23 protein-coding genes are annotated in these 24,603 nt (G+C 40.6%); 20 read left to right on the top strand and 3 right to left on the bottom strand.

The genetic code is table 11. The features are described 5' to 3' along the window. Window position 1: 1 nt before the first annotated feature. From F959_RS15870 to galE, 8 genes are all read left to right on the top strand, one after another. Window positions 2-613: a sugar transferase gene (locus tag F959_RS15870; protein WP_004882111.1), complete on the top strand. Its 612-nt coding sequence runs from the start codon at window positions 2-4 to the stop codon at window positions 611-613. Further along, window positions 610-1,260, top strand: coding sequence for a NeuD/PglB/VioB family sugar acetyltransferase (locus F959_RS15865; protein ID WP_004882109.1), 651 nt, complete (start codon window positions 610-612; stop codon window positions 1,258-1,260). The genes F959_RS15870 and F959_RS15865 overlap by 4 nt, the downstream gene beginning before the upstream one ends. A gap of 31 nt (window positions 1,261-1,291) precedes the next feature. Then, complete coding sequence (locus F959_RS15860) at window positions 1,292-2,467, top strand: DegT/DnrJ/EryC1/StrS family aminotransferase (RefSeq protein ID WP_004882107.1); 1,176 nt, start codon at window positions 1,292-1,294, stop codon at window positions 2,465-2,467. A gap of 137 nt (window positions 2,468-2,604) precedes the next feature. After that, window positions 2,605-4,479 (top strand): polysaccharide biosynthesis protein, encoded by a 1,875-nt coding sequence (locus F959_RS15855; RefSeq protein WP_004882105.1) that lies wholly within the window; start codon window positions 2,605-2,607, stop codon window positions 4,477-4,479. 13 nt (window positions 4,480-4,492) lie between these two features. Further along, a complete protein-coding gene (gene galU / locus F959_RS15850) occupies window positions 4,493-5,368 on the top strand; it encodes a UTP--glucose-1-phosphate uridylyltransferase GalU (protein WP_004882103.1) in 876 nt (291 codons plus the stop codon). 16 nt (window positions 5,369-5,384) lie between these two features. Beyond that, the gene (locus F959_RS15845) at window positions 5,385-6,644 is read left to right on the top strand and encodes a nucleotide sugar dehydrogenase (RefSeq protein WP_004882101.1); all 1,260 of its coding nucleotides are present in this window, start codon (window positions 5,385-5,387) and stop codon (window positions 6,642-6,644) included. A gap of 2 nt (window positions 6,645-6,646) precedes the next feature. Further along, window positions 6,647-8,320, top strand: coding sequence for a glucose-6-phosphate isomerase (gene pgi / locus F959_RS15840; protein WP_004882099.1), 1,674 nt, complete (start codon window positions 6,647-6,649; stop codon window positions 8,318-8,320). Further along, entirely contained in the window at window positions 8,313-9,329 is a 1,017-nt protein-coding gene (galE, locus tag F959_RS15835) for a UDP-glucose 4-epimerase GalE (RefSeq protein WP_004882096.1), read from the top strand. The genes pgi and galE overlap by 8 nt, the downstream gene beginning before the upstream one ends. Before the next feature lie 47 nt (window positions 9,330-9,376). Here the strand turns inward: galE and F959_RS15830 are convergent, their stop codons facing one another. Further along, the gene (locus tag F959_RS15830; RefSeq protein WP_004882093.1) at window positions 9,377-10,747 is read right to left on the bottom strand and encodes a phosphohexomutase domain-containing protein; all 1,371 of its coding nucleotides are present in this window, start codon (window positions 10,745-10,747) and stop codon (window positions 9,377-9,379) included. Between the two features lie 379 nt (window positions 10,748-11,126). After that, the gene (locus tag F959_RS15825; protein ID WP_004882092.1) at window positions 11,127-12,332 is read right to left on the bottom strand and encodes an amino acid aminotransferase; all 1,206 of its coding nucleotides are present in this window, start codon (window positions 12,330-12,332) and stop codon (window positions 11,127-11,129) included. 441 nt (window positions 12,333-12,773) lie between these two features. Here F959_RS15825 and F959_RS15820 point away from each other — a divergent pair, with 441 nt between their 5' ends. The 9 genes from F959_RS15820 (at window position 12,774) to F959_RS15785 (ending at window position 21,065) form a co-directional block, all read left to right on the top strand. After that, the gene (locus tag F959_RS15820) at window positions 12,774-13,484 is read left to right on the top strand and encodes a GntR family transcriptional regulator (protein WP_029424894.1); all 711 of its coding nucleotides are present in this window, start codon (window positions 12,774-12,776) and stop codon (window positions 13,482-13,484) included. Beyond that, window positions 13,477-14,358 (top strand): methylisocitrate lyase, encoded by an 882-nt coding sequence (gene prpB, locus F959_RS15815; RefSeq protein ID WP_004882090.1) that lies wholly within the window; start codon window positions 13,477-13,479, stop codon window positions 14,356-14,358. Before F959_RS15820 ends, prpB begins: the two co-directional genes overlap by 8 nt. A gap of 137 nt (window positions 14,359-14,495) precedes the next feature. Beyond that, window positions 14,496-15,653 carry a bifunctional 2-methylcitrate synthase/citrate synthase gene (gene prpC, locus F959_RS15810; protein WP_004882089.1) on the top strand — a complete coding sequence of 386 codons (1,158 nt, stop codon included), beginning with the start codon at window positions 14,496-14,498 and terminating at the stop codon, window positions 15,651-15,653. Then, window positions 15,653-18,259 carry a Fe/S-dependent 2-methylisocitrate dehydratase AcnD gene (acnD, locus tag F959_RS15805; protein ID WP_004882088.1) on the top strand — a complete coding sequence of 869 codons (2,607 nt, stop codon included), beginning with the start codon at window positions 15,653-15,655 and terminating at the stop codon, window positions 18,257-18,259. Before prpC ends, acnD begins: the two co-directional genes overlap by 1 nt. A gap of 77 nt (window positions 18,260-18,336) precedes the next feature. Further along, complete coding sequence (locus tag F959_RS15800; RefSeq protein WP_004882087.1) at window positions 18,337-18,582, top strand: hypothetical protein; 246 nt, start codon at window positions 18,337-18,339, stop codon at window positions 18,580-18,582. Then, window positions 18,566-19,504, top strand: coding sequence for a hypothetical protein (locus tag F959_RS15795; protein ID WP_004665294.1), 939 nt, complete (start codon window positions 18,566-18,568; stop codon window positions 19,502-19,504). Before F959_RS15800 ends, F959_RS15795 begins: the two co-directional genes overlap by 17 nt. Before the next feature lie 113 nt (window positions 19,505-19,617). Beyond that, window positions 19,618-19,761 (top strand): zinc ribbon-containing protein, encoded by a 144-nt coding sequence (locus tag F959_RS16610; protein ID WP_004637424.1) that lies wholly within the window; start codon window positions 19,618-19,620, stop codon window positions 19,759-19,761. A gap of 124 nt (window positions 19,762-19,885) precedes the next feature. Further along, on the top strand, window positions 19,886-20,461 hold the full coding sequence (locus tag F959_RS15790; RefSeq protein WP_004882086.1) for a DUF4126 domain-containing protein: 576 nt from the start codon (window positions 19,886-19,888) through the stop codon (window positions 20,459-20,461). Between the two features lie 94 nt (window positions 20,462-20,555). Further along, window positions 20,556-21,065: a GNAT family N-acetyltransferase gene (locus F959_RS15785; RefSeq protein ID WP_004882085.1), complete on the top strand. Its 510-nt coding sequence runs from the start codon at window positions 20,556-20,558 to the stop codon at window positions 21,063-21,065. Window positions 21,066-21,175: 110 nt separating this feature from the next. On the opposite strand, the gene F959_RS15780 is transcribed toward F959_RS15785, so the two are convergent. Beyond that, entirely contained in the window at window positions 21,176-21,535 is a 360-nt protein-coding gene (locus F959_RS15780) for an Mpo1-like protein (RefSeq protein WP_017196904.1), read from the bottom strand. Window positions 21,536-21,603: 68 nt separating this feature from the next. Between F959_RS15780 and F959_RS15775 the strand changes: the two genes are divergently transcribed. The 3 genes from F959_RS15775 to F959_RS15765 all read left to right on the top strand — a co-directional run bounded on the left by F959_RS15775 (window position 21,604) and on the right by F959_RS15765 (window position 24,510). After that, entirely contained in the window at window positions 21,604-22,419 is an 816-nt protein-coding gene (locus F959_RS15775; RefSeq protein WP_004882083.1) for a helix-turn-helix transcriptional regulator, read from the top strand. Window positions 22,420-22,501: 82 nt separating this feature from the next. After that, complete coding sequence (locus F959_RS15770) at window positions 22,502-23,467, top strand: carbon-nitrogen hydrolase family protein (protein WP_004882082.1); 966 nt, start codon at window positions 22,502-22,504, stop codon at window positions 23,465-23,467. Between the two features lie 155 nt (window positions 23,468-23,622). After that, window positions 23,623-24,510, top strand: a complete 888-nt coding sequence (locus F959_RS15765; RefSeq protein WP_004882081.1) for a DMT family transporter — start codon at window positions 23,623-23,625, stop codon at window positions 24,508-24,510. Window positions 24,511-24,603: the final 93 nt, after the last annotated feature.

Raw genomic sequence — 24,603 nt, 5'->3', positions numbered from 1 at the left:
TATGATTAAGCGTTTACTGGATATTGTTATTGCTTCCACTGCGCTGGTGTTGCTTTCACCTTTATATTTTTATGTAGCACATAAGGTAAAAAAGAACCTAGGTTCACCAGTTTTGTTTCGTCAGGTTCGTCCTGGTTTACATGGCAAACCCTTTGAAATGATTAAGTTCCGCACCATGAAGGATGCACTTGATGAACAAGGTAATCCATTACCAGATAATGAGCGTTTAACCCCTTTTGGCAAGATGTTACGTTCAACAAGCTTGGATGAAATGCCTGAGCTTTGGAATGTGATTAAAGGCGATATGAGTATCGTGGGACCACGTCCATTATTGATGGAATATTTACCTTTATATAATAAAGAACAGGCCAAACGTCATGATGTACGTCCAGGAATGACAGGACATGCACAGGTCAATGGGCGTAATGCAATTAGTTGGGAACAAAAATTTAAACTAGACACATGGTATGTGGAAAACAGATCACTTTGGCTAGACTTTAAAATTATGTTGCAGACAGTGAAGAAGGTCATCGCTAAAGATGATATCAGTGAAGCTGGAGAAGCAACAATGAGTAAATTTACAGGAACAAATAATAAGGAGTCAGATAAATGACAGAATTTATTGGTGTATATGGTGCGAGTGGTTTTGGTAAAGAAGTGATGCCATTAGTCCGCCAAAAATTCCCAACTTTGCAAAAAGAACAATTTGTTTTTATTGATGATGGCCAAGCAGGTGGTAGACTGAATGGTTATTCGGTTTTAACCTACACAGATTTTATTAATAACACAGCTACACATAAGGCTGTAACGATTGCGATCGCGAACAGTATTGTTCGTGAAAAACTAGTCGTGCGTCTAAATGAGGATGGAGTTCAACATTTAGCGATACAAGCAGACAATACAATGGTTTTGGATGAGGTAGAGATCGGTGAAGGGAGTCTGCTTTGCCCATTCACTTGTTTGACCTCAAATATTAAAATTGGCAAGTTTTTCCACGCTAATATCTATAGTTACGTCGCTCATGATTGTGTGATTGGTGATTACGTTACCTTTGCACCAGGAGTAAAATGTAATGGAAATATTCATATTGAGGACCATGCCTATATTGGTACAGGTGCAGTGATCAAACAAGGAACACCAGACAAGCCCTTGGTGATTGGTAAAGGTGCTGTAGTTGGGATGGGTGCAGTGGTAACTAAGAGTGTGCCAGCAGGCGTAACTGTGATTGGTAACCCAGCAAGAATTTTAGAAAAAAAGTAAGCCATATTATTTTATAGATCAGGAAATTACAATGTTGAACACGGCATTCGAACCATGGCCAAGTTTTACGCAAGAAGAAGCAGACGCAGTTAAAGATGTATTACTTTCAAATAAAGTAAATTACTGGACAGGGCAAGAATGCCGAGAGTTTGAAAAGGAGTTCGCAACATTTGCTGGCACTCAATATGCGGTGGCTTTAACCAATGGTACAGTTGCTCTAGATGTGGCTTTAAAAGCTCTGGGAATTGGAGCTGGTGATGATGTAATTGTTACTTCACGAACTTTCCTTGCCTCAGCCAGTTCAATTGTTACCGCTGGTGCTAATCCTATCTTTGCTGATGTTGAGCTGGACTCTCAAAATATTTCACGAGCTACCATTGAAGCGGTACTGACTCCGAGAACCAAAGCGATTATTTGTGTGCACTTGGCGGGCTGGATGTGTGATATGAATCCGATCATGCAGCTGGCTGAAGAAAAGGGGCTGTATGTTATTGAAGATTGCGCGCAAGCGCATGGTGCACAGTATAAAGGTAAACCAGCGGGTTCAATTGGGCATATTTCAGCTTGGTCTTTTTGCCAAGATAAAATTATGACCACAGGTGGCGAAGGTGGCATGGTCACGACCAATGATGAAAGCCTTTGGAAGAAAATGTGGTCTTATAAAGATCATGGTAAGAATTTTGATAGTATTTATAATAAACAACATCCCCCCGGTTTTCGTTGGTTACATGACTCATTTGGAACCAATTGGCGTATGATGGAAATGCAGGCAGTGATTGGTCGTATTCAACTGACACGTATGGCAGAGTGGACACAAAAACGAACTGAGAATGCAGAAAAAATTCTAAAAGCTTTTGCCGATTCTCCATATTTTACAGTTCACTTACCTTCGAATGATTATGTGCATGCGCATTATAAATGCTATGTACAAGTCAATTTGGCTGCATTACCTGAAGGTTGGTCACGGGACAGAATCATGCAAGAGATTAATTCGCAAAATGTGCCTTGCTTTAGTGGTTCTTGTTCTGAGGTGTATTTGGAACACGCTTTTGATAATACGCCGTGGCGCCCTGAACAGCGGTTGGAAAATGCGCAACAACTTGGTGAGACAAGTTTAATGTTTTTGGTACATCCGACATTAAGTGAAGATAGCATTACAAAAACAGTAGTGGCTATTCAGAACGTGATCCAAGCAATTGATGATTAAATTGTTGAGTAATATCCAGAATCAGAGTTTATAATTAATCCCTGATTATGAAATTAAAAATGTAAGAGGCATTTCGACTTTTTAAAGTGAGGTGTCTATAAAGATAAAACTGTTAAAGAGTTGTTTAGAAGATCATTGTGAAAAAGATTATTCATCAATTTGCCTCTGCGCCAAGATTATTTAAGCAAATATTCCTTGTTATCTTGGATGCTTTAGCTTTTCCAGTGATCTTATGGTTGTGCTATGTCATCCGCCTATTTGATTTGGGTGCCAAAATTATCCCAGGCATTGATCATGGCATTTTGCTTGTCACCTTAATTGCAATTTTGAGTTTGGCAATCACGGGTGTTTATCGCTTTATTGTTCGAACCTTTAATGAAGTATTTATTGTTAAGTTAGCGATCGCTGTTAGCTTAAGCATGATCGCGCTCTACACCCTAAGTACATGTACACAAGCTTATATCCCAATGTCCATCCCATTTATGTTTGGATTTATGATGTTTGCTTGGGTTTGGATTAGCCGAGCTTCTATCCGTTTTATTATTAAGGCTTCATTTTATTCAGAAATTGGACGGAAACGTATTGCGATATATGGTGCAGGTGATGCTGGACAACAAATGGCCGCTGCCTTGCATCGTTCAGATGATCATTTACCAGTTTTCTTTATAGATGATTATGCATCATTACAAGGCCAAATCGTTGGTGGTTTAAAAGTATATTCTGTTGAAAAAGCATTACAGCGGTTTGAGAAAGATCGGATCGAGGAAATTTTACTGGCACTTCCTTCGGTTGGTCGCGTCAGAAAGACAGAAATTATTCAACAGTTTGAAAATGCGCATTTAAAAATTACTGAATTACCTGGACTGACGCAACTGGTTGATGGGGAAATACAAATTTCAGACATCCAAGAAGTTGATATTATTGACTTGTTGGGACGTGATCCAGTTCCTCCTATTTCACATCTACTCGCAAAAAATATTCAAAATAAGATTGTGATGGTGACAGGTGCGGGTGGTTCTATTGGTTCTGAATTATGTCGTCAGATCATCAAAAATAATCCTAAAATGTTGGTGTTATATGAATTAACAGAATTCGCTTTGTATGACATTGAAAAAGAGTTGAGACAGACAGCGAATTGCGAAATTATTCCAATTTTAGGAACAGTACAAGACCAACAAAAACTAGAACGCATTATTGAACAGTACCACATTCAGACGGTTTATCATGCAGCTGCTTATAAACATGTACCACTTGTTGAGTGTAATCCAATCGCGGGATTGAAAAACAACTCGATTGGTACAGCAAATAGCCTGAATGCCGCTATTAAAAATGGTGTTGAGACTTTTGTTTTAATTTCTACTGACAAAGCTGTACGTCCAACCAATGTGATGGGGGCTTCAAAACGAATGGCTGAACTTTACTGCCAAGCGGTTGCTGATACACAACCCAATACCCAAATTAGTATTGTTCGTTTTGGTAATGTGCTTGGGTCTTCGGGTTCTGTTGTACCATTATTTAAGCAGCAAATTGCACGTGGTGGGCCGATTACCGTAACCCATCCAGACGTTACACGTTATTTTATGACGATTCCTGAAGCATCACAGTTGGTGATTCAGGCAGGCGCACTCGGGACAGGAGGAGATGTATTTCTGCTTGATATGGGTGAGCCTGTACGTATTCAAGATTTGGCTCGACAAATGATCAAGTTAAGCGGCTTAACTGTACGTGAAGCTGGATCATTAGACGGTGATATTGAAATTGCATATAGCGGATTGCGTCCAGGCGAAAAGCTGTATGAGGAATTATTGATTGATCAAGAAAATACAGAATACACAGAACATACTCGTATTTTACGGTCTTTTGAGAAACATTATCCATTAGCTGAAATTCAATTGATTTTTGATAGAATTAATCAAATGACTGCGGTCGAACATGACGTTGATTGGGCATTAACCCAGCTTGAATATTATGTTGATGGCTACAAGCGTAGTGATGAAGTTAGAGTGAACTAAACTGAGAAATTAAATGATTAAGAAAGCAATTTTGCCTGTCGCTGGTCTTGGAACTCGTTTTTTACCAGCGAGCAAATCAATTCCAAAAGAAATGGTGACTGTGGTTGATCGCCCAGCAATTGAATATGTGGTGCGTGAAGCAGTTGAAGCAGGCATTGAGCAGATCATTTTGGTGACTCACTCATCAAAAGCATCGATTGAGAACTATTTTGATCGTAATTTTGAACTTGAAACGATATTAGAACAAAAGAAGAAGTTCGACCTACTGAAAGAAATCACAGATATTTTACCGAAGCATGTTAGCGTGATTAGTGTACGCCAACCGCAACCATTAGGTTTGGGACATGCGGTTTTATGCGCCAAAGATGTAATCGGGAATGAAGCTTTTGCAGTGTTGCTACCCGATGTACTGGTCAAAGATGCTGAGGCAGACAATGATTTATCGCGAATGATTCGCCGTTTTGAGCAGTCGAATGCTGCACAAATCATGGTTGAAGCTGTTCCTGATCATCTTGTTGATCAATATGGCATTGTTGATGTCGAAAATTCGCCAAATGAAGGTGAAAGTATTGTAATGCAAGGCATTGTAGAGAAACCAAGTGTTGGAACTGCGCCATCCAATTTGTCAGTCGTTGGCCGTTATATTTTACCTGCGCAAATCATGGCACTGTTAGAGAATACACCGCGTGGTGCAGGAAATGAAATTCAATTGACGGATGCGATCGCAGCATTGCAACAATCAGAAACTGTTGAAGCCTATCGTATGAAAGGGCAAACTTTTGATTGTGGTAGCAAGATTGGGTATCTTAAAGCTGTACTACACTATGGTATTGAACATCCAAAATTGGGTGAAGAGTTTAAGGGCTTAATTCGTGAGTTAGCCCTATAGTTTAGGGTTAACGGTTATGAAAATTGCAGTTTTTGGCAATACCCTATATGCAGGGGTCATGTCTGCATTACTATCAGAGTCTGGGCACAGTGTTTATTGGTGTTCAAACACCGATGATAAAGAAAACACTGTGCAATATTCATTTCATGATGAAAATGTAAGCCGTTTGCTTGATAAGCAGCTCAACAGTGGTTTTTTATATTATGCAAATTTCAAGCATATTCCACTTGATATTGATGTCTATTTATTCAGTTTTAATCAGACACAAGAGCAGCAAGTTTTAGCGTTATTAACTGAATTGCAGCAACGTCCGATTATTCATCCTAAGCTGATGGTGAATGCATCAACATTTGGTTTGCACAGTACAGAAAAATTTAAGCAAATTTTACCTGAAGATGAATGGGTTTATCTGCCAGATATTATCCAAGAAGGAAATGCTTTACAGAGTTTCACTCAAGCAAAACAACTCATTGTTGGGTTTACAGAGCCATCGGCACAGCAGAAAGTCAAAGAGTTGTTACGCCCATTTTTTCCTTTTGAGCAACAATTTTTATTTATGCCTGTATTAGATGCTGAGTTTACCAAGCTTAGTATTTCAGGCATGTTGGCGACACGCATTAGTTATATTAATGACTTGGCTGTAGTCGCTGAAAAGTTGGGTATTGATATTACTTCGGTTCGCCAAGGGATGGCAGCAGACAACCGTATTGGTACTGCATATCTATCACCTGGTGCGGGTTTTGGTGGAGAAAACTTTTCCCATGATGTTTTGACGCTTGCGAATACCGTGGCCAATACTGGAGTAAAGAGCCAGTTGCTTGCTCAAGTTTGGGAAATCAATGAGCAACAAAAAGAAATTTTATTCCGCAAATTATGGAATTATTATCATGGCGACTTGCATGGTAAGACGATTGCAATTTGGGGCGCTTCGTTTAAGGAAAATACCTCAAGCATACAACATTCACCGATTCATTTGATGTTAAAAGCTTTATGGGCGCAGGGCGTTAAAGTGCAATTACATGATCCTCAAGCGCTAGAAGAGATTCAGATGATCTATGGTCAGCGTGATGACTTGATACTTTGTCAGCAGCAGTATGAAGCGCTTGAAAATGCACATGGGTTGTGTGTGCTTACTGCATGGAAACAATATTGGAGTCCTGATTTTAAACAAATGATGCAACGTATGGCTCATCCTTTGGTTTTAGATGGCCGTAATATTTATGATCCCCAATATGTCAAAGCACAACAGTTTGCTTATATGGGGGTGGGGCGTTGATAATGAATTATAAGCAGCCTTTGATAGTTAAAAGCCAGCAACAAGCACTTTCAGCGTTGCGCAACCTTAAAATGCAAACCCAAGACACGCACTTGAATCAATTTTTCTCAGATGATTCAGGGCGCTTCGAGCGCTTTTCAGTCGAACAAGAACAGCTGGTCTTAGATTTCAGTAAGCATCGTATTGATCAAAATGTTTTAAATGGACTTGTCGATTTAGCTCATGCTCAAGACCTAACACAATGGATTCAAAGATTATTTTCTCTTGAAGAGATTAACTATACTGAACAACGTGCTGCAATGCATTGGGCTTTACGTGTGCCTGAGCAAAATCAGCAAGTACTTCCTGAAATTACGGCACAAGTTCATACTCAATTAGAGCGGATGTATAGCTTAGTTGAGAAAATTCATGCAGGCCAATATCGTGGTGCAACAGGTGAAGTGATTCAGGATGTGGTGAATATTGGGGTCGGTGGCTCTGATCTCGGCCCATTAATGGTCACACATGCGCTTTCGGATTTTAAAGTCGTAACAGCAAAGCCTTTGGATGTTCATTTTGTATCGACGATGGATGGCAGTCAGCTTTCTGATTTGCTGCATCAACTTCGACCAGAAACAACGTTATTTATTATTTCGTCTAAGTCCTTTGGTACGATTGATACGCTGTCGAATGCACAAACTGTACGTCAATGGTTAGAAAAAGCTTTAGGTAAAAATAGTCATGTGCTGAAGCATCACTTTATTGGTGTATCAACCAAACCGGATAAGATGTCTGAGTGGGGTATTGCACCAGAAAATCAGTTACTACTTTGGGATTGGGTCGGCGGTCGATATTCACTTTGGTCATGCATTGGTTTACCGATCGCATTAACTGTGGGTGTCGATGGTTTCAAACAATTGTTGTCAGGTGCATATGCCATTGATCAGCATTTTCAAACGGCACCGTTTGCTCAAAATATTCCTGTTTTAATTGGGTTGTTAGGTGTTTGGAATAATAATTTTCTAGATATTCAAACACATGCAGTATTACCTTATGATGGGCGGCTCAAATATTTTGCTGCTTATTTGCAGCAGCTGGAAATGGAGTCGAATGGTAAGTCAACGCAAAGAAGTGGTGAAAAAGTTGACTCTGCGACTTGTCCAATTGTTTGGGGAGAGGTCGGGCCGAATGCACAACATGCTTTTTATCAACTCCTTCATCAAGGCACTCATAAAGTCAGTTGTGATTTTATCGCACCAGTTAAGCGATACAATGCTAATCATTTTACTTATGCTGAAAATGCAGAAGCTTTGATTGAGCAACATCATTTGGCATTATCAAATTGCCTAGCACAGTCACGTTTATTGGCGTTCGGTAATCAAGCATTAACGGCTGATGAAATTGAAGATTTACCTACTTACAAACAATATGAAGGCAATCAGCCAAGTTCAACGATTTTATTAAAAGAGCTCAATCCATATAGTTTGGGAATGCTCATTGCGACTTATGAACATAAAGTATTTGTACAGTCGGTGTTATGGAATATAAATCCTTTTGATCAATGGGGCGTTGAAAAGGGTAAAGAAATTGCCAATCAATTATTACCTATTCTCAATCGTGAGCAAGATGATTTATCTACATTTGATGCATCGACTCAAGGCTTACTTAAAATCTTATTAGGGAAAAATAATGGCTAAAATTTTGGTCACGGGTGGTGCGGGCTATATTGGCTCGCATACGTGCATAGAGCTATTAAATGCAGGGCATGAGGTGATTGTATTTGATAACCTTTCAAATAGCTCGGAAGAAGCCTTGCGTAGAGTGCAGAAACTCACCAATAAGAGTTTGGTTTTTATACAGGGAGATATCCGAAATCAATCTGAGTTAGATTTGGTCTTTCAAGATCATCAAATTGATGCTGTCATTCATTTTGCGGGTTTAAAAGCGGTTGGAGAAAGTCAGCAGATTCCATTAACTTATTTTGATAACAATATTGCGGGTAGTATTCAGTTAACTAAGTCAATGGAAAAAGCAGGTGTGTTTAAATTAGTTTTTAGTTCATCTGCAACGGTTTATGATGAAGTGAATACTTCGCCACTAAATGAGGATATGTCAACAGGCATACCAAATAATAATTATGGTTATACAAAGCTAATTGTGGAACAATTATTACAAAAACTTGCACACGCTGACCGACGTTGGTCAATCGCATTATTGCGTTATTTTAATCCTGTTGGTGCACATAAGAGTGGTCAAATTGGAGAAGATCCTCAAGGGATTCCAAATAATTTAATGCCTTATGTAACCCAAGTCGCTGTTGGACGAAGAGAAAAGTTATCCATTTATGGCAATGACTATGACACTGTTGATGGAACAGGCGTTCGTGATTATATCCATGTCGTAGACTTGGCTAATGCCCATTTATGTGCATTAAGCAATCGCTTGTCAGCACAAGGTTGCCGAGTTTGGAATATTGGTACTGGAAATGGTTCATCAGTGCTACAGGTAAAAAATACTTTTGAACAGGTGAATGGCGTCTCGATTGCTTTTGAATTTGTGTCGCGCCGTGCAGGCGATGTTGCAACTTCATTTGCTGACAACACTCGTGCACAATTAGAACTAGGTTGGAAACCGCAATATTCACTGGAAGATATGTTGACTGATAGTTGGAATTGGCAAAAACAGAATCCAAATGGTTATAACTGAATCATTTCAAAAAAAGGAGCAAACTGCTCCTTTTTTATTGATGGGCATTAGCCTTGAATCAATGTTGTTAATTCATCGACATAATGTTGCATTGGTTTTGGATTTTTGTCCGCGCGACTTTCGATATTCAGTCGAAGCAATGGTTCAGTATTAGAGGCACGTACATTTAGACGCCATGCGCCAAAATCGAGACTGACACCATCTGTACGGTCTACTTGTGGATTTTGGTCTGCATAATGATCAAAAATCTTTTGTACTGTTGCTTGTGTATCGACAACTTTAAAGTTGATTTCACCACTACATGGGAACTTCGCAATCATATTTTCGACTAATGATGAAAGCGATTGTCCTGTTTCTGAGAGAAGGGCAATGGTGAGTAACCAAGGAATCATGCCACTATCACAATAAGCAAAATCACGGAAATAGTGATGTGCACTCATTTCTCCACCGTATACTGCATTGTGTTCGCGCATCACATCTTTAATAAAAGCATGTCCTGATTTGGATTGAACAGCAATGCCTTGATATTGCTCTATAATATCAAAGGTATTCCAGACTAAGCGAGGGTCATGCACAATTTTTTCGCCAGATTGTTTGATCAAGAATGCTTGTGCCAGTAAGCCAACAATGTAATAGCCTTCGATGAATTGACCTTTCTCATCAAATAAGAAGCAGCGATCAAAATCGCCATCCCATGCAATGCCAATATCTGCTTGATATGCAAGCACAGCATCATGGGTACTATCACGATTTTCAATCAAAATTGGATTCGGAATCCCATTTGGGAAAGTTCCATCTGCTTCATGATGAATTTTGATAAATTCAACAGGAATATTGAGCTGTTGGAACTTCTGTTCAATTGCATCAATCACATGCCCTGCTGCCCCATTGCCCGCATTCACCACCAGCTTGAGTGGTTTAATCTTTTGTGGATCAATATAAGTCAGTAAATGATCAACGAATTCAGGCAAGATATTATAGTTTTCAGTCGAACCTTTATGCTCAACGGCTGTAAAACTGCCTGATTCTGCAAGGGCTTGGATGTCTTTTAAACCTGTTTCTGCACTGATTGGGCGTGCATTTTCACGAACCAATTTCATGCCATTGTAGTCCATTGGATTATGGCTAGCCGTCACTTCAATGCCACCTTGTACATCAAGATGGAAAGCGCCGAAATAAACTTCTTCAGTACCTGTCATACCTAAATCAAGGACATTCACACCCGCATCATTTAAACCGCGAATGGTCGCTTGTTTTAATCCTTCGCTGCTTAAACGAATGTCGCAGCCAATGACGATTTTTTTAGGTTGGTAGATTTGCCCATAGGCACGACCAATGTTATAGGCGATGTCTTCATTGAGTTCTGTGCCCAATTTACCGCGAATGTCATAAGCTTTGAAGCAAGTCAGTTGAGTCATAGTCAAAAGTGCTGTTGTCTGTGAATGCTTTGCAGTATACAAAGAGATGGGGGAATTGAACACTCACATATATACGTCTAATGAAGATCAAATTTGATAGATATGTTCATGTTCACTTGTTTAAGAATAAACAGGCACAGCCTCATAGACTGACGGCAGATCCTGAACAATTTTAAAGCACTGCTTTGAGAGCAGCGCAAGGCAGTCCAACCAGTCGGCATTCATACCGACTACCACGGTAGCAAGCAAGGTCTGGATTTAAATTAAGGATCAGAGCTTGGGTTTAATAAGTCAGTGAAAATAAAAAAGGTTGTTTCACGTGAAACAACCTTTTTTGATCCATAAAGTCTCCCTTTTAAAAGGGAGATTTAGAGGGATTTTAAGCTGATTTTGCTAGAACTTCAGCCATTGCTTTGGCAACTTTATAAACATTATTCATGTTTAAACCTGCAACACAGATACGACCACTGCGAACTAAGTAGATCGCATATTCTTCACGCAATGTATCGACTTGTTCAGCCGTTAAACCTGTATAGCTAAACATCCCTTTTTGATTCACAAGGTAGCTAAAGTCACGATCAGGTAAGGCTTTAGTCAACTCATCTCTTAAGATGCTACGCATTTTGATAATACGTTCACGCATCTCTTTCACTTCACCTTGCCATTGTTGGTTGAGATCAGCGTCATTTAACACTTGATCTACCAACCATGCACCTGTTGTTGGTGGGCTAGAGTAGATACGACGTACCGTTGCTTTTAACTGGCCGAATGTACATTGTGCGGCTTCAGCATCATCACAAACGAAAGTTAAACCGCCAACGCGCTCACCATACAGTGAGAAGATTTTAGAGAAAGAGTTGCTGACAATAAAGTTCAAGCCCGCTTGGTCTAGAGCACGGATTGCATAAGCATCTTGTTCCATACCATCGCCAAAGCCTTGATAAGCAATGTCGAGGAATGGAATCAGATTACGCTCTTTTAACACTGCTATCACTTGATCCCATTGTGCTGGATTTAAATCCGCACCTGTTGGGTTGTGGCAGCATGGGTGTAATAACACGATGCTTTGTTCAGGTAGCGTATTTAATGTCGATAACATGCCATCAAAATCAACACCACGTGTTTCAGCATCAAAATATGGATAGAAGTTGCTCTTGATGCCTGCACCGTTGAAGATCGCAACATGGTTATCCCACGTTGGTTGGCTCACCCAAACTTCTGAATTTGGGAAATAAGTTTTTAAGAAATCTGCACCGACTTTTAATGCACCTGAACCACCCAAAGTTTGAATGGTAGCAACACGACCTTGTTGAATTGCTGGGCTGTTTGTACCAAACAATAATGCTTGAATCGCATCACGGTAAGGTTTGAAGCCTTCCATTGGGAGATAAAGTTTGGTTTTATCATTCTTAGGTGCAATACGTTTTTGAGCTTCGATAATGGTATCAAGCTGAGGAACGATACTGTCTTCGTTATAGTACAAACCAATACTCAGGTTAACCTTTTCAGCGCGAGAATCAGCATTAAACTGTTCCATTAAAGAGAGGATTGGATCGCCTGCATAAGGTGGGATATGTTGAAACATTAACAATGTCCTTTTATTCAACAAGGTGCATGGATGTGTCTTGAGGAGCACTGCTCCAGATGCCCAATAATGTACCAATAAAGCGATGATGAAGCACGCTGTTATTTACATTCTAGTGCAGTATTTACTTACAAATTTCATAGTAAATGGATCAATTATAGAGATTGTCTACAATCAAGCTGTCATACCATGGTCTTAGGATAAAGCCTAGTCAGAGTCAAAAAACGGAATAATCTAAATCAAAGAATAAAAAATAAATTCTATTAACCTATTGTTATGTAATGAAATTATTCATAATTTCCTCTGTTTGTCGTGTGTTGTAAACGTTGTATCTAGATTATAGGGTTGACTGAGCAAGTCTATTTTATTGTCGACAATCCTATTGCATTTTTTATTGTATCTCGTTATAAAATCATCAAAACTGTAGAGATTGTCGACAATATGCAAGATACCCTTGTTCCTCAAGCCATCAGCACAAGTCAGGGAATGACCCTGACGGAACATGTATTTAAGCAAATTCAATCGGCGATTGTATTAGGACAAATTCCTGCGGGTAGTAAGATTTCTGAGCCTGAGTTAGCACGTATTTATGGCATTAGCCGTGGTCCTTTACGTGAGGCGATTCATCGTCTCGAGGGACAGAAATTGGTTGAGCGTACCGCCCATATCGGTGCACGTGTTGTCTCATTGTCACTACAACAATTTAAAGAACTGTACCAAGTGCGTGCATCCTTGGAAGGTCTAGCTTGTAAACTCGCTGCACAGCATATTGATAAAAAACAAATTCTAGCCTTACGTGATGTATTGCGTATGCATGCCGAAGATGAAAACTTTAAAGCAGGTAAGGGTTATTACTTGCAAGAAGGTCAAGACGATTTCCATTACTGCATTATCAAAAGCAGTGGCAATAAAACCTTAGAAAAAATGTTATGTGATGAGCTTTATCACCTCATCCGTATGTATCGAATTCAATTTTCAAATACCCCAGATCGACCAAGTAAAGCTTGGGACGAACATATCCGCATATTAGATGCGATTGCTGAGGGTGATGGTGAATTGGCTGAAATGCTGATGCACCGTCACATCAATGCATCCTACAAAATTGTTGAGCAAACATTGCTGCAAACTCAAGGAGAACATCAACATGGCTAAATCTGCTGGTCAGCTATTCCGCGACGCGGTCGCAAATGAAAAACCATTACAAGTGGTCGGTGCGATTAACGCCAATCATGCATTGTTAGCAAAACGTGCAGGCTATAAAGCAATTTATTTGTCTGGTGGTGGTGTGGCTGCTGGTTCGTTGGGCTTACCTGATTTGGGTATTAGCAACCTTGATGATGTATTGACGGATGTACGCCGTATTACGGATGTATGTGATCTACCATTATTGGTTGATGTGGATACAGGTTTTGGTGCTTCAGCATTCAATATCGCACGTACCACTAAATCAATGATTAAGTTCGGTGCAGCAGCAATGCACATCGAAGACCAAGTCGGTGCAAAACGTTGTGGTCATCGCCCGAATAAAGCCATCGTCACGCAACAAGAAATGGTGGATCGTATCAAAGCGGCAGTCGATGCACGTACTGATGAAAACTTTGTGATCATGGCGCGTACCGATGCGCTTGCAGTTGAAGGCTTACAAGCAGCAATTGATCGTGCAGGGGCATATATTGAAGCAGGTGCGGATATGTTGTTCCCTGAAGCAATCACTGAATTAGCGATGTACAAGCAGTTTGCTGATCTGACCAAAGTTCCAGTATTAGCGAATATCACAGAATTTGGTTCTACACCATTGTTTACGACTGAAGAATTGGCTTCTGCCGATGTCAGCATTGCGTTATATCCACTTTCTGCATTCCGTGCGATGAACAAAGCCGCAGAAAATGTCTATGAGACGTTGCGTAAAGAAGGCACACAGAAGAACGTAGTCGACACTATGCAAACCCGTCAAGAATTGTATGAACGCATTAACTATCACGCGTTTGAACAGTATCTTGATGCATCATTTGAAAAAGCAAAATAAGGAATCCCCCTAAGTCCCCTTTTTTTCAAAGGGGGACTTTCCTCCCTTTCAAAAGGAAGGTGAGGAGCGGTTGTAGCTCCGCAAGTGGGATTTTAGAACTCATAATTCACATAGAAAGAACAGAAAAGGACAATCTTATGAGCAGTAATGAAACTCCAACAGGCTTCAAGCCAAAAAAATCAGTTGCGTTAAGTGGTCAAGTTGCAGGTAACACAGCACTTTGTACCGTAGGTCGTAGTGGTAATGACTTGCACTACCGTGGTTATGACATTCTTGACCTTGCAGTTGGAAGCCAATTTGAAGAAGTTGCACACTTACTGGTACATGGCAAACTGCCAAACAAAGCTGAGTTGAAAGCGTATAAAGCAAAACTTAAAGCACTTCGTGGCTTACCAGCAGCATTGAAAACTGCACTTGAGCAGTTGCCACCATCTGCACATCCAATGGACGTAATGCGTACAGGTGTATCTGTGCTCGGTTGTTTAACACCTGAACATGAAGACCACAATGAAGCGGGTGCGAAAGACATCGCTGACAAATTGATGGCAAGCTTGGGCTCAATGTTGTTGTATTGGTATCATTTCAGCAACAATGGTCGCCGTATTGAAGTTGAAACCAATGATGACTCAATCGCTGCGCATTTCTTGCATTTACTTCATGGCGAAGCGCCATCTGAAGAATGGATTCAAGCGATGCATACCTCTTTGATTCTGTATGCAGAGCATGAGTTCAACGCATCTACATTTACCTCACGTGTTGTTGCTGGTACAGGTTCTGATATGTACTCAGCAATCACAGGCGGTATTGGTGCGCTACGTGGACCAAAACACGGTGGTGCGAACGAAGTTGCATTTGTGATTCAACAACGTTATGACAATGCTGATGAAGCAGAAGCAGATATCCGTAGCCGTGTAGAGAAAAAAGAAGTTGTGATTGGTTTTGGTCACCCTGTTTATACCGTTTCTGATCCACGTAACGAAGTGATCAAGAAAGTGGCGCGTGAACTTGCTGAAGCACAAGAAAATACCAAGATGTATTTAATCGCTGAGCGTTTAGAAGCAGTGATGAAAGAAGTGAAGAACATGTTCCCGAACCTCGACTGGTTCAGCGCGGTGAGCTATCACTTGATGGGTGTTCCAACAGCTATGTTCACACCATTATTCGTAATTGCTCGTACAGCAGGTTGGTCTGCACACGTGATTGAACAACGTCAAGACGGCAAGATCATTCGTCCAAGCGCGAACTATACTGGCCCTGAAAACTTAGAATTCAAACCCTTGGCGGAGCGTGGTTAATGTCAAATCAATATCGTAAACCGCTGGCAGGTACCCAGCTCGAATACTATGACGTGCGTCAGGCCGTTGAAGATATTCAGCCAGGCGCATATGAGACCTTGCCATACACCTCTAAAGTGTTGGCAGAACAGCTGGTGCGTAAAGCTGATGCAGAAAACTTAACTGATTATTTAAAACAATTGATTGAACGTCGTCAGGATATGGATTTTCCTTGGTATCCTGCGCGTGTTGTGTGCCATGACATCTTAGGTCAAACAGCACTCGTTGACCTTGCAGGTCTGCGTGATGCGATTGCTGATAAAGGTGGTGATCCGTCTAAAGTAAACCCTGTTGTTCCAACGCAATTGATCGTCGATCACTCATTGGCAGTGGAATATGGCGGCTTTGATCCTGATGCATTTGAGAAAAACCGTGCAGTCGAAGATCGTCGTAATGAAGACCGTTTCCACTTTATTGAGTGGACGAAAACTGCATTTAAAAATGTCGATGTGATCCCAGCGGGTAACGGCATCATGCATCAGATCAACTTGGAGAAAATGTCTCCAGTGATTCAAAACCGTGATGGCTTAGCATTCCCAGACACATGCGTAGGTACAGACTCACATACACCACATACTGATGCACTTGGTGTGATTTCAGTCGGTGTCGGTGGTTTGGAAGCTGAAAATGTGATGTTGGGTCGTGCATCATGGATGCGTCTTCCTGACATTATCGGGGTTGAGTTTGTAGGTCAGCGTCAAGCTGGCATTACCGCAACCGATATTGTTCTTGCATTGACTGAGTTCTTGCGTAAAGAGCGTGTGGTGGGTGGCTATCTCGAGTTCTTTGGTGAAGGTGCTGACAGCATGTCTGTGGGCGACCGTGCCACGATTTCGAACATGACCCCTGAATATGGCGCAACTGCGGCAATGTTCTACATCGATCAAAACACCATTGATTATTTACGCCTGACCGGTCGTGAAGATGCACAAGTGGCATTGGTTGAACAGTATGCGAAAGAAATCGGTCTTTGGGCATCGGATATGACCAAAGCGCAGTACCCACGTGTACTTCGTTTTGACCTTTCAACAGTGACCCGTAACATTGCCGGCCCATCAAATCCGCATGCACGTGTCTCTACGGCTGACTTGAAAGAAAAAGGTATTGCTGGTGTAGTTGAAAACCGTACAGATGGTTTAATGCCAGATGGTGCCATCATCATTGCGGCGATCACGTCTTGTACCAATACCTCAAACCCACGTAACACAGTGGCAGCGGGTCTATTGGCACGTAAAGCCAATGAACTTGGTTTAGTGCGTAAACCTTGGGTGAAATCTTCATTTGCACCAGGTTCTAAAGCGGCTGCACTATATCTTGAAGAAGCTGGCGTACTGAAAGACCTAGAAAAACTTGGTTTTGGTATCGTGGCGTATGCATGTACAACCTGTAACGGTATGTCAGGTGCACTTGATCCAGTGATTCAACAAGAAATCATTGACCGTGATTTGTATGCGACAGCGGTACTTTCGGGCAACCGTAACTTCGATGGTCGTATCCATCCATATGCAAAACAAGCGTTCTTGGCATCGCCTCCACTTGTCGTAGCGTATGCGATTGCAGGTACGATTCGTTTTGACATCGAAACTGATTCTCTTGGAAATGACAAAGATGGTAATCCAATTTACCTGAAAGACATCTGGCCATCTGATGCTGAAATTGATGCGCTTGTAAAAGAAGCTGTGAAGCCTGAACAATTCCGTAAAGTCTACATTCCAATGTTTGACTTGGGCGAATTTGAACAAGCTGAAAGTCCGTTATACGACTGGCGTCCGCAAAGTACCTATATCCGTCGTCCGCCGTATTGGGAAGGGGCGTTGGCTGCACCACGTACTTTGTCAAATATGCGTCCGCTAGCGATTTTGGGTGACAACATCACCACAGATCACTTGTCTCCATCGAATGCAATCTTGATGGATTCGGCGGCAGGTGAATACCTACATAAAATGGGCGTACCTGAAGAAGACTTCAATTCATACGCGACACATCGTGGTGACCATTTGACTGCACAACGTGCAACATTTGCCAACCCGAAATTGTTTAATGAAATGGTGGTTCGTTCAGACGGCACGATTAAGCAAGGTTCAAAAGCGCGTGTAGAGCCTGAAGGCGAAGTGATGCGTATGTGGGAAGCGATTGAAACTTACATGAACCGTAAGCAGCCGTTGATCATTGTTGCGGGTGCGGATTATGGTCAAGGTTCAAGCCGTGATTGGGCTGCGAAAGGTGTTCGTCTTGCTGGTGTTGAAGCAATTGTGGCTGAAGGTTTTGAGCGTATTCACCGTACTAACCTTGTAGGTATGGGTGTATTACCACTTGAGTTTAAAGCTGGTGTGAATCGTAAAACATTAGGTTTGGATGGTACTGAGCTGTATAGCGTGATTGGTAATATTGCACCTCGTTCGACTTTGACTTTAGTGATTGAGCGTGCCACAGCGGATGGTAAGGAAGAGATTCTGGAAGTGCCTGTTACTTGCCGTCTAGATACAGAAGAAGAAGTGTCTGTATATGAAGCGGGTGGGGTATTACAGCGTTTTGCACAAGACTTTTTAGAAGGTCAAGTGGCTTAATACTTTAGCTAAAAGTAATTGATATTGTTTAAAAAAGACCCTATCTTGATGATGGGGTTTTTTTATAGAGAATAATAATGGAAAGATATTTAGATTTAGATGGTGATTCTGGAATCTTTGCATATGAAATTGGTGAAACTTATATAAGGGTAAAGTTTGATAGAACATTTAAAATTTATACTTATAGTTATCAAAGTGCTGGAGTTAATCATGTCGAAGAGATGAAAAGATTAGCTAGACATGGCGATGGTTTAAACTCTTATATTAAGTTAAATGCAAATAACCTTTACGAAAAAATAAAAAATTATGAAATTCAAAAGTAAAAATTTAAGAGAAATTGCTGAATGTATTATTGGTGATAAAAATTACTTTGATTATAAAAGTAGTCGATATATTTCAGAGTTTTTTGAAGATTGTGGCTTACCCTTTACGCATGATGGTTCAACACGTTGGGCTTGGACATCAGACAGATTGGCAGAACTGTTGGAAGAGTCTTGTCCTCCAAATGCATTGCCACCAACGTTTGTACATGTATTAAGAGCTTTAATGCATAAATCTGATGCGACAGAAGATGATCCTGAACGTATAAATGCCTTAATTGAATTAAATAAGCCTTTAAGTAGAGAAGGGTATGAGGCTTTTTACGGTACAGACAATAATTTATATATTAAAAATTTACATAATAATCAGACTATAAAACCTGTTGAAAATCCACATAGAATATTTTCTGAAATTGAGATTAAAAAAAGAGAGCGATTAATAAGTTATTTGGACATGTGCTCTGAGGATCAACTTATAGAAAATGTATTATTGCCATTATTTCGAATTTTGGGCTTTCAGCGAATTACTGTGGCTGGGCACAAAGATAAAGCACTCGAATATGGAAAAGATATTTGGATGAAATTTATATTGCCAACACAGCACATAATTTATTTTGGTATACAAGTTAAGAAAGGAAAGCTTGATTCTTCAGGAGTGACAAAAACAGGCAATCATAATATTGCTGAAATCTACAATCAGACGACTATGATGTTAGGTCATGAAATTTTTGATCCTGAAACAAATAAAAGAGTTTTAGTTGATCATGCTTATATTATTGCTGGTGGTGAGATAACAAAAGCCGCTAGAAATTGGCTGGGAGGCAAATTAGATGCTCATAAGAGAAGCCAAATCATTTTTATGGATAGAGAAGATATTTTAAATTTATTTACTGTTAACTCGATTGATGTACCTGAAATAATTTAGGTAATAATTATTTTAACCTTTCCGCCACCACCATTTGTCAGGAAGGTCAATAAATAATCAAAACTATCACGCTATAGTATATATACCATTTCTAAAATCTATGGAGAACAAAGATGGTAACTGCTGGCGAAAAACCTGGAACTGGCTTCTATTTTTGTGTTCAATGCGGACACCGCACCTATTTAGAAATTGGTACTGATCGTCTACCTCCGTGTACCAAATGCCTTGGCAATCAATTCAACAGTAAGAATGCCTAAGCCGCAAACACCAAACAGTTACCCACTGTTTTGATGAAAGCCCTGTCACTCGATAGGGCTTTTTTGTTACTTTAAAATATGAAATAACAATAAAGACCGTAAACCTTTAAATAAGGAAAACCATATGGAAACAATATTAGGACTCTGTATCGGCGTAGGATTAAGTGCAGCCTGTGGTTTTCGTGTGTTTGTTCCATTATTGGCGATGAGTATTGCAACACTGATGGGATGGTACGAACCCGCACAAGGTTTTGAATGGTTAGCATTGCCTTCAGTATGTATGGCTTTAGGTTTTGCGACGATCTGTGAAATTGCCGCTTACTATGTGCCGTGGGTGGATAACCTGTTAGATACCATTGCAACACCTGCCGCAGTCATCGCGGGAACATTGACTACAATGGCAGTGAGTAGCGGGGAAATGTCACAGTTTGCCACTTGGGCAGCTGCATTGATCGTGGGTGGTGGAACAGCAGGCGTGGTGCAAATGAGTACGGTCGCTGCACGAGGTGTTTCAACTGCAACCACTGGTGGATTGGGCAATTTTGTGGTGGCAACAGGTGAGTTGATTGGGTCAATTGTCTTATCAATCTTGGCATTTGTGATGCCTGTGGTGATTACGGTTTTGGTGATTATTCTTGTGATTGTGGTGGTACGTTGGGTACGTGCTAAAAAGCAGGAACAAATGGGCCATTCGCTTTAGTAACTATTGAGCAAGACATAAATTCGTTGGCGTGTTAAGTGCATATATTTTGTGAATTCTCAGAGAATAATTCCATTCATTTGGAGGTAAATCCGTGTCACTTCATTTAATAAAACCACATGCAAGATTTAAAGAAAGCTACAACAACTATATTTGTGAGTTAGCTGATGAAGAGCGTTATCCATTAACGATGGACTTTGAGCATGCAGATTTTGATCACTTCTTATCGAAACTCAGTTTGTATGAAAATGGGAGCGCCTTAGCATTAGGTCACGTTGCATGTATTACCTATTGGTTAGTTGAAGGTGATGAAATAATTGGTGTATCAAATTTAAGACCCCATTTAAACGCACAAATTTTATATTGTGGTGGGCATATTGGTTTAGGCGTTCGCCCTTCAAAGCGTAGACAAAACTATGGTTCTAAGTTGTTAGAATTAACGATCCAAGAGGCGTGGAAACTAGGATTAGAGGAGCTTCATATACATTGCTATAAATCGAATTTAGCTTCTGCAAAGGTGATTCAAGCAAATAATGGACAGCTTCATTCTGAAATTACTCAAGATCAAGTGATTCAACGATACATCTTGAATAAACCAATATAAAAGGTTTAGTGTATTTTGTTTTATCCTTTATAATCAATTTGTTATAATGAGACCTTTGATTTGTATGCTTGAAGCACAGTGATTAAACTATGCTTCTTGTTTGGATAGAATCACCACTTCACACGTTTTAATAAAATGTCTTTATACATAATAAAATCGCAAGCAAGGCTAAAAAACGGCTGCTTAAAGGTCGCAGGTTTATTATGCTCATAAAAGAAATGACCGACCCACGCAAAGCCATATCCGACCACAGGTAAAGCCCAAAGTAATTTGGCATTTCCAGTTGCGATAGATGCAGCAGCAATACCAATTACGCAGCTTGTTCCCACGAAATGCAGACGACGACAAGTCGCATTTTCATGTTGCGAAAGATAAAAAGGATAAAATTCAGCAAGGGTTTTATAACGAACATCACTGGCTTCCATCTGTACAGTATTGTTTTTCATCAGTTCTTGAGTATTGTGAGACATACGACTATTCCTTTCGTTTAAAGTCGTCTTCATTTTGAACACTCCACCCAAAATGGTCTTGAACGAATATGCTATCTCAACAAAAGGAATCTGATTCAGCGAAGCAGAGCAAAAATTTGGTCTATGCTTGGGATGGTGTGATTATTTATGTGACTCAAGAACATTTGAATAAAGCACACGCACATTTTCCAGCATTGCTACAAATCAGCTGTGGTACACCATTTGCGATCACAGTGGATGAGCAGCCCCGCAGTTACCATGAGGTTGTGGTGATGGCATCTAATCTGCCGCACAGTACCGATTCAGAAAATCAGCCTTATATTGCGATTTTGATTGATCCTGATCATGTGCTTTATACTTATCTACATCCTTTATTGCATGGACAAGCATTTTGTTCCTTAGCTGTTGATCGACTTCAATCTTTTCAAAAACAGTTTCAGCAATTGATGACTGCTCAACTCTGCTTAGAACAAGTAAAGCAATTGCTGATGGGTGTGTTATTGGCACTCAATCCTCAGCCATTGGAGGCTTTACCGTGGGATCAACGAATTCAACTCGCTTGTGAATACATTAAATGCTGTGTGCCCCATCAAATTCCAACCATCGCAGATGTTGCGTTACAGGTTGGGCTATCAGAGTCACGTTTGATGCATCTGTTTAGTCAGCAACTCGGACTTTCCATGCGGCAATATATCTTGTGGTTGCGTATCCGCTATGCCATCAAGCTGTGGATGCAGGGCAAAACTTTGATTGAGATAGCAGTTGAATCAGGCTTTTCAGATCAAGCTCATTTCACCCGAACATTACGCCGTATGGTGGATTTTGCACCGTCGATGTTGAAAGCCAATACGATTTTTATCAGCGATGACGCTACAGAAAAATAAACAAAACATTGAAGAAGTAAGGTCAAAGTATTTCTAAGATTCGATGCTAAGATTTTCATGAGCACTCAGAAGAACTACAGATATGAAAATTGTCGCCATTCAACCTGCATTGCAGTTAGGACAGGTTGAAGCAAATTTAAAAAAACTCGAACAATTGATTTTAGCGGCATATCAAGAGCATACGCCTGATGTGATCGTACTTCCTGAGTCGATGACTTCTCCAAATGTCTATTCACCACAAGCTTTGCTGACACCACAACCATTACAGGGTCAGCCCTTACAGCTTTTAATTCGCTTAGCCAAGCAATTGAATGTGGTGATCACAGGTGGCTTCGTAGCAATTCGTGACGGGCATACCTATGGTACTTATGTCATGGTGGAGCGGAATGGCGATTATCATCTGCATGACAAAGATATTCCAACCGCATGGGAGCAAAATTTTTATCGCGGTGGTTCGGATGATGGAATTGTGGATTCAAGTAGCTTGAACTGTAAGGTTGCATTGCTCTCAGGTTGGGAGTGGGCAAGGTTCCGTACAGCCAAACGTGTTCGAGAACAACATGCACAGTTGATTTTAGGCGGAATGTGTTGGTATTCGATGCCGATCAATTGGTATGGAGTGTTGGGTACTTGGATGCGTCGTGAACATGAAATTTACAAACAACAAAGTGAAGCGCTACCAGCGCAAATGGCTCGCTTAACAGGTATTCCCGTAGTGCATGCCGCTCATGTCGGCGAAATCTTGAGTGATATGCCGATGTTACCTTATGTCAAATGGTTAACTGAAATGGTAGGTGAAACGCAAATTTGTGATGCTGCTGGAAATGTATTGGCACGTATGAGTTTAGCCGATGGTGAGGGCTATATCGCCGCAGAAATTGAATTGGCTGAACCTAAACCTGTCGAGCCTTTAGCATCTAGTTATTGGATTCCTGACATGACGCTGACTTCAAAATTAGCATGGCATGTCGGCAATCTTCATGGCGGACTGATGTATCGTGTGAGACATCGCCTGAAAAAGTTTCCTTGGCAAAAACAGTTGAAGTAAACCAAAGCTAGCTTCTCATTCAACAAACAGCGAGGGCATGGTGATCTTAACCATCGCTTCTGAGTTGCAAAGACAGTATTTTTCTCAATCAAAGCTCGAAAAATCATCTTCAAGCGAGTAAATTACATTCACATTTTGATCGTGCGTTAGCGTTTATGGCTTTTACTTGGATTCTATTCACTATCATGGCTGCATTTATGCAGGCTTGGCGTAACGCATTTCAAAAACAACTCAGCACTTCAGTGGATGCTTACGGCACAACGCTGGCGCGCTTTCTATTTTCACCGCTTTTTGCTTTTAGTTATCTAGCCTTTCTATATGTGCAAAAACCTGTCACGGCAGCGGTTCATTTCTCAGATAAGTTTTGGTTTTACATTGTCATTGCTGGTGTGAGTCAGATCTTTGCGACTGCTTTGATGGTGATGCTATTTCAACAAAAAAACTATGCTATTGGTGTTGGACTTGCCAAAAGTGAAGCAATTTTAGCAGCAATTGTTGGAGTAATTTTTTTACAGGAACATCTCACGACATGGGGCTGGGTAGGGGTTCTGATCGGTGCGGTTGCAGTCTTTCTATTGAGTAAAGGTCGTCAGCATACTGAACTTTCAATGAAAACCTTAATCATCGGTTTGGGTAGTGGTCTATGTTTTGCGATCACTTCATTATTGGTACGTGAAGCCAGCTTAGAGCTGACCATGTTGCCATTTCTGCATCGTGCAGCGTGGGTATTATGCTGTTTGATCAGTTTTCAATGCATCATCATGTTGCTGTATTTGGGAATTTTCAGCCGTGAAACGCTTTATCGAATGTGGCAACGCCTCGGCTTGGTCTTTAAAGTCAGCGTATGTAGCTTTCTCGCGTCGGTGGGATGGTTCAGTGCGATGAGTATGCAGACAGTTGCGATTGTGAAAACGCTTGGTCAGGTCGAAATTTTATTTAGCCTGTTAATTTCAGCCTTTTTCTTTAAAGAAAAATTGGCGAAAACAGATCATTTGGGTTTGTGGTTGGTGATTGTGGCTGCGGTTATGGTGATTTGGGCATAGTCGAGTGATGCGGAAACAAGAGTTGAAAATATTGATTGGACAGGAAAGATTGCTTTAGCGTATTCAGGGCAATACGAATTTGAGCATGATTTT

The organism is Acinetobacter venetianus RAG-1 = CIP 110063 (assembly GCF_000368585.1).
GTDB lineage: Bacteria > Pseudomonadota > Gammaproteobacteria > Pseudomonadales > Moraxellaceae > Acinetobacter > Acinetobacter venetianus.
This window is presented reverse-complemented; position numbering and strand designations above follow the sequence as displayed.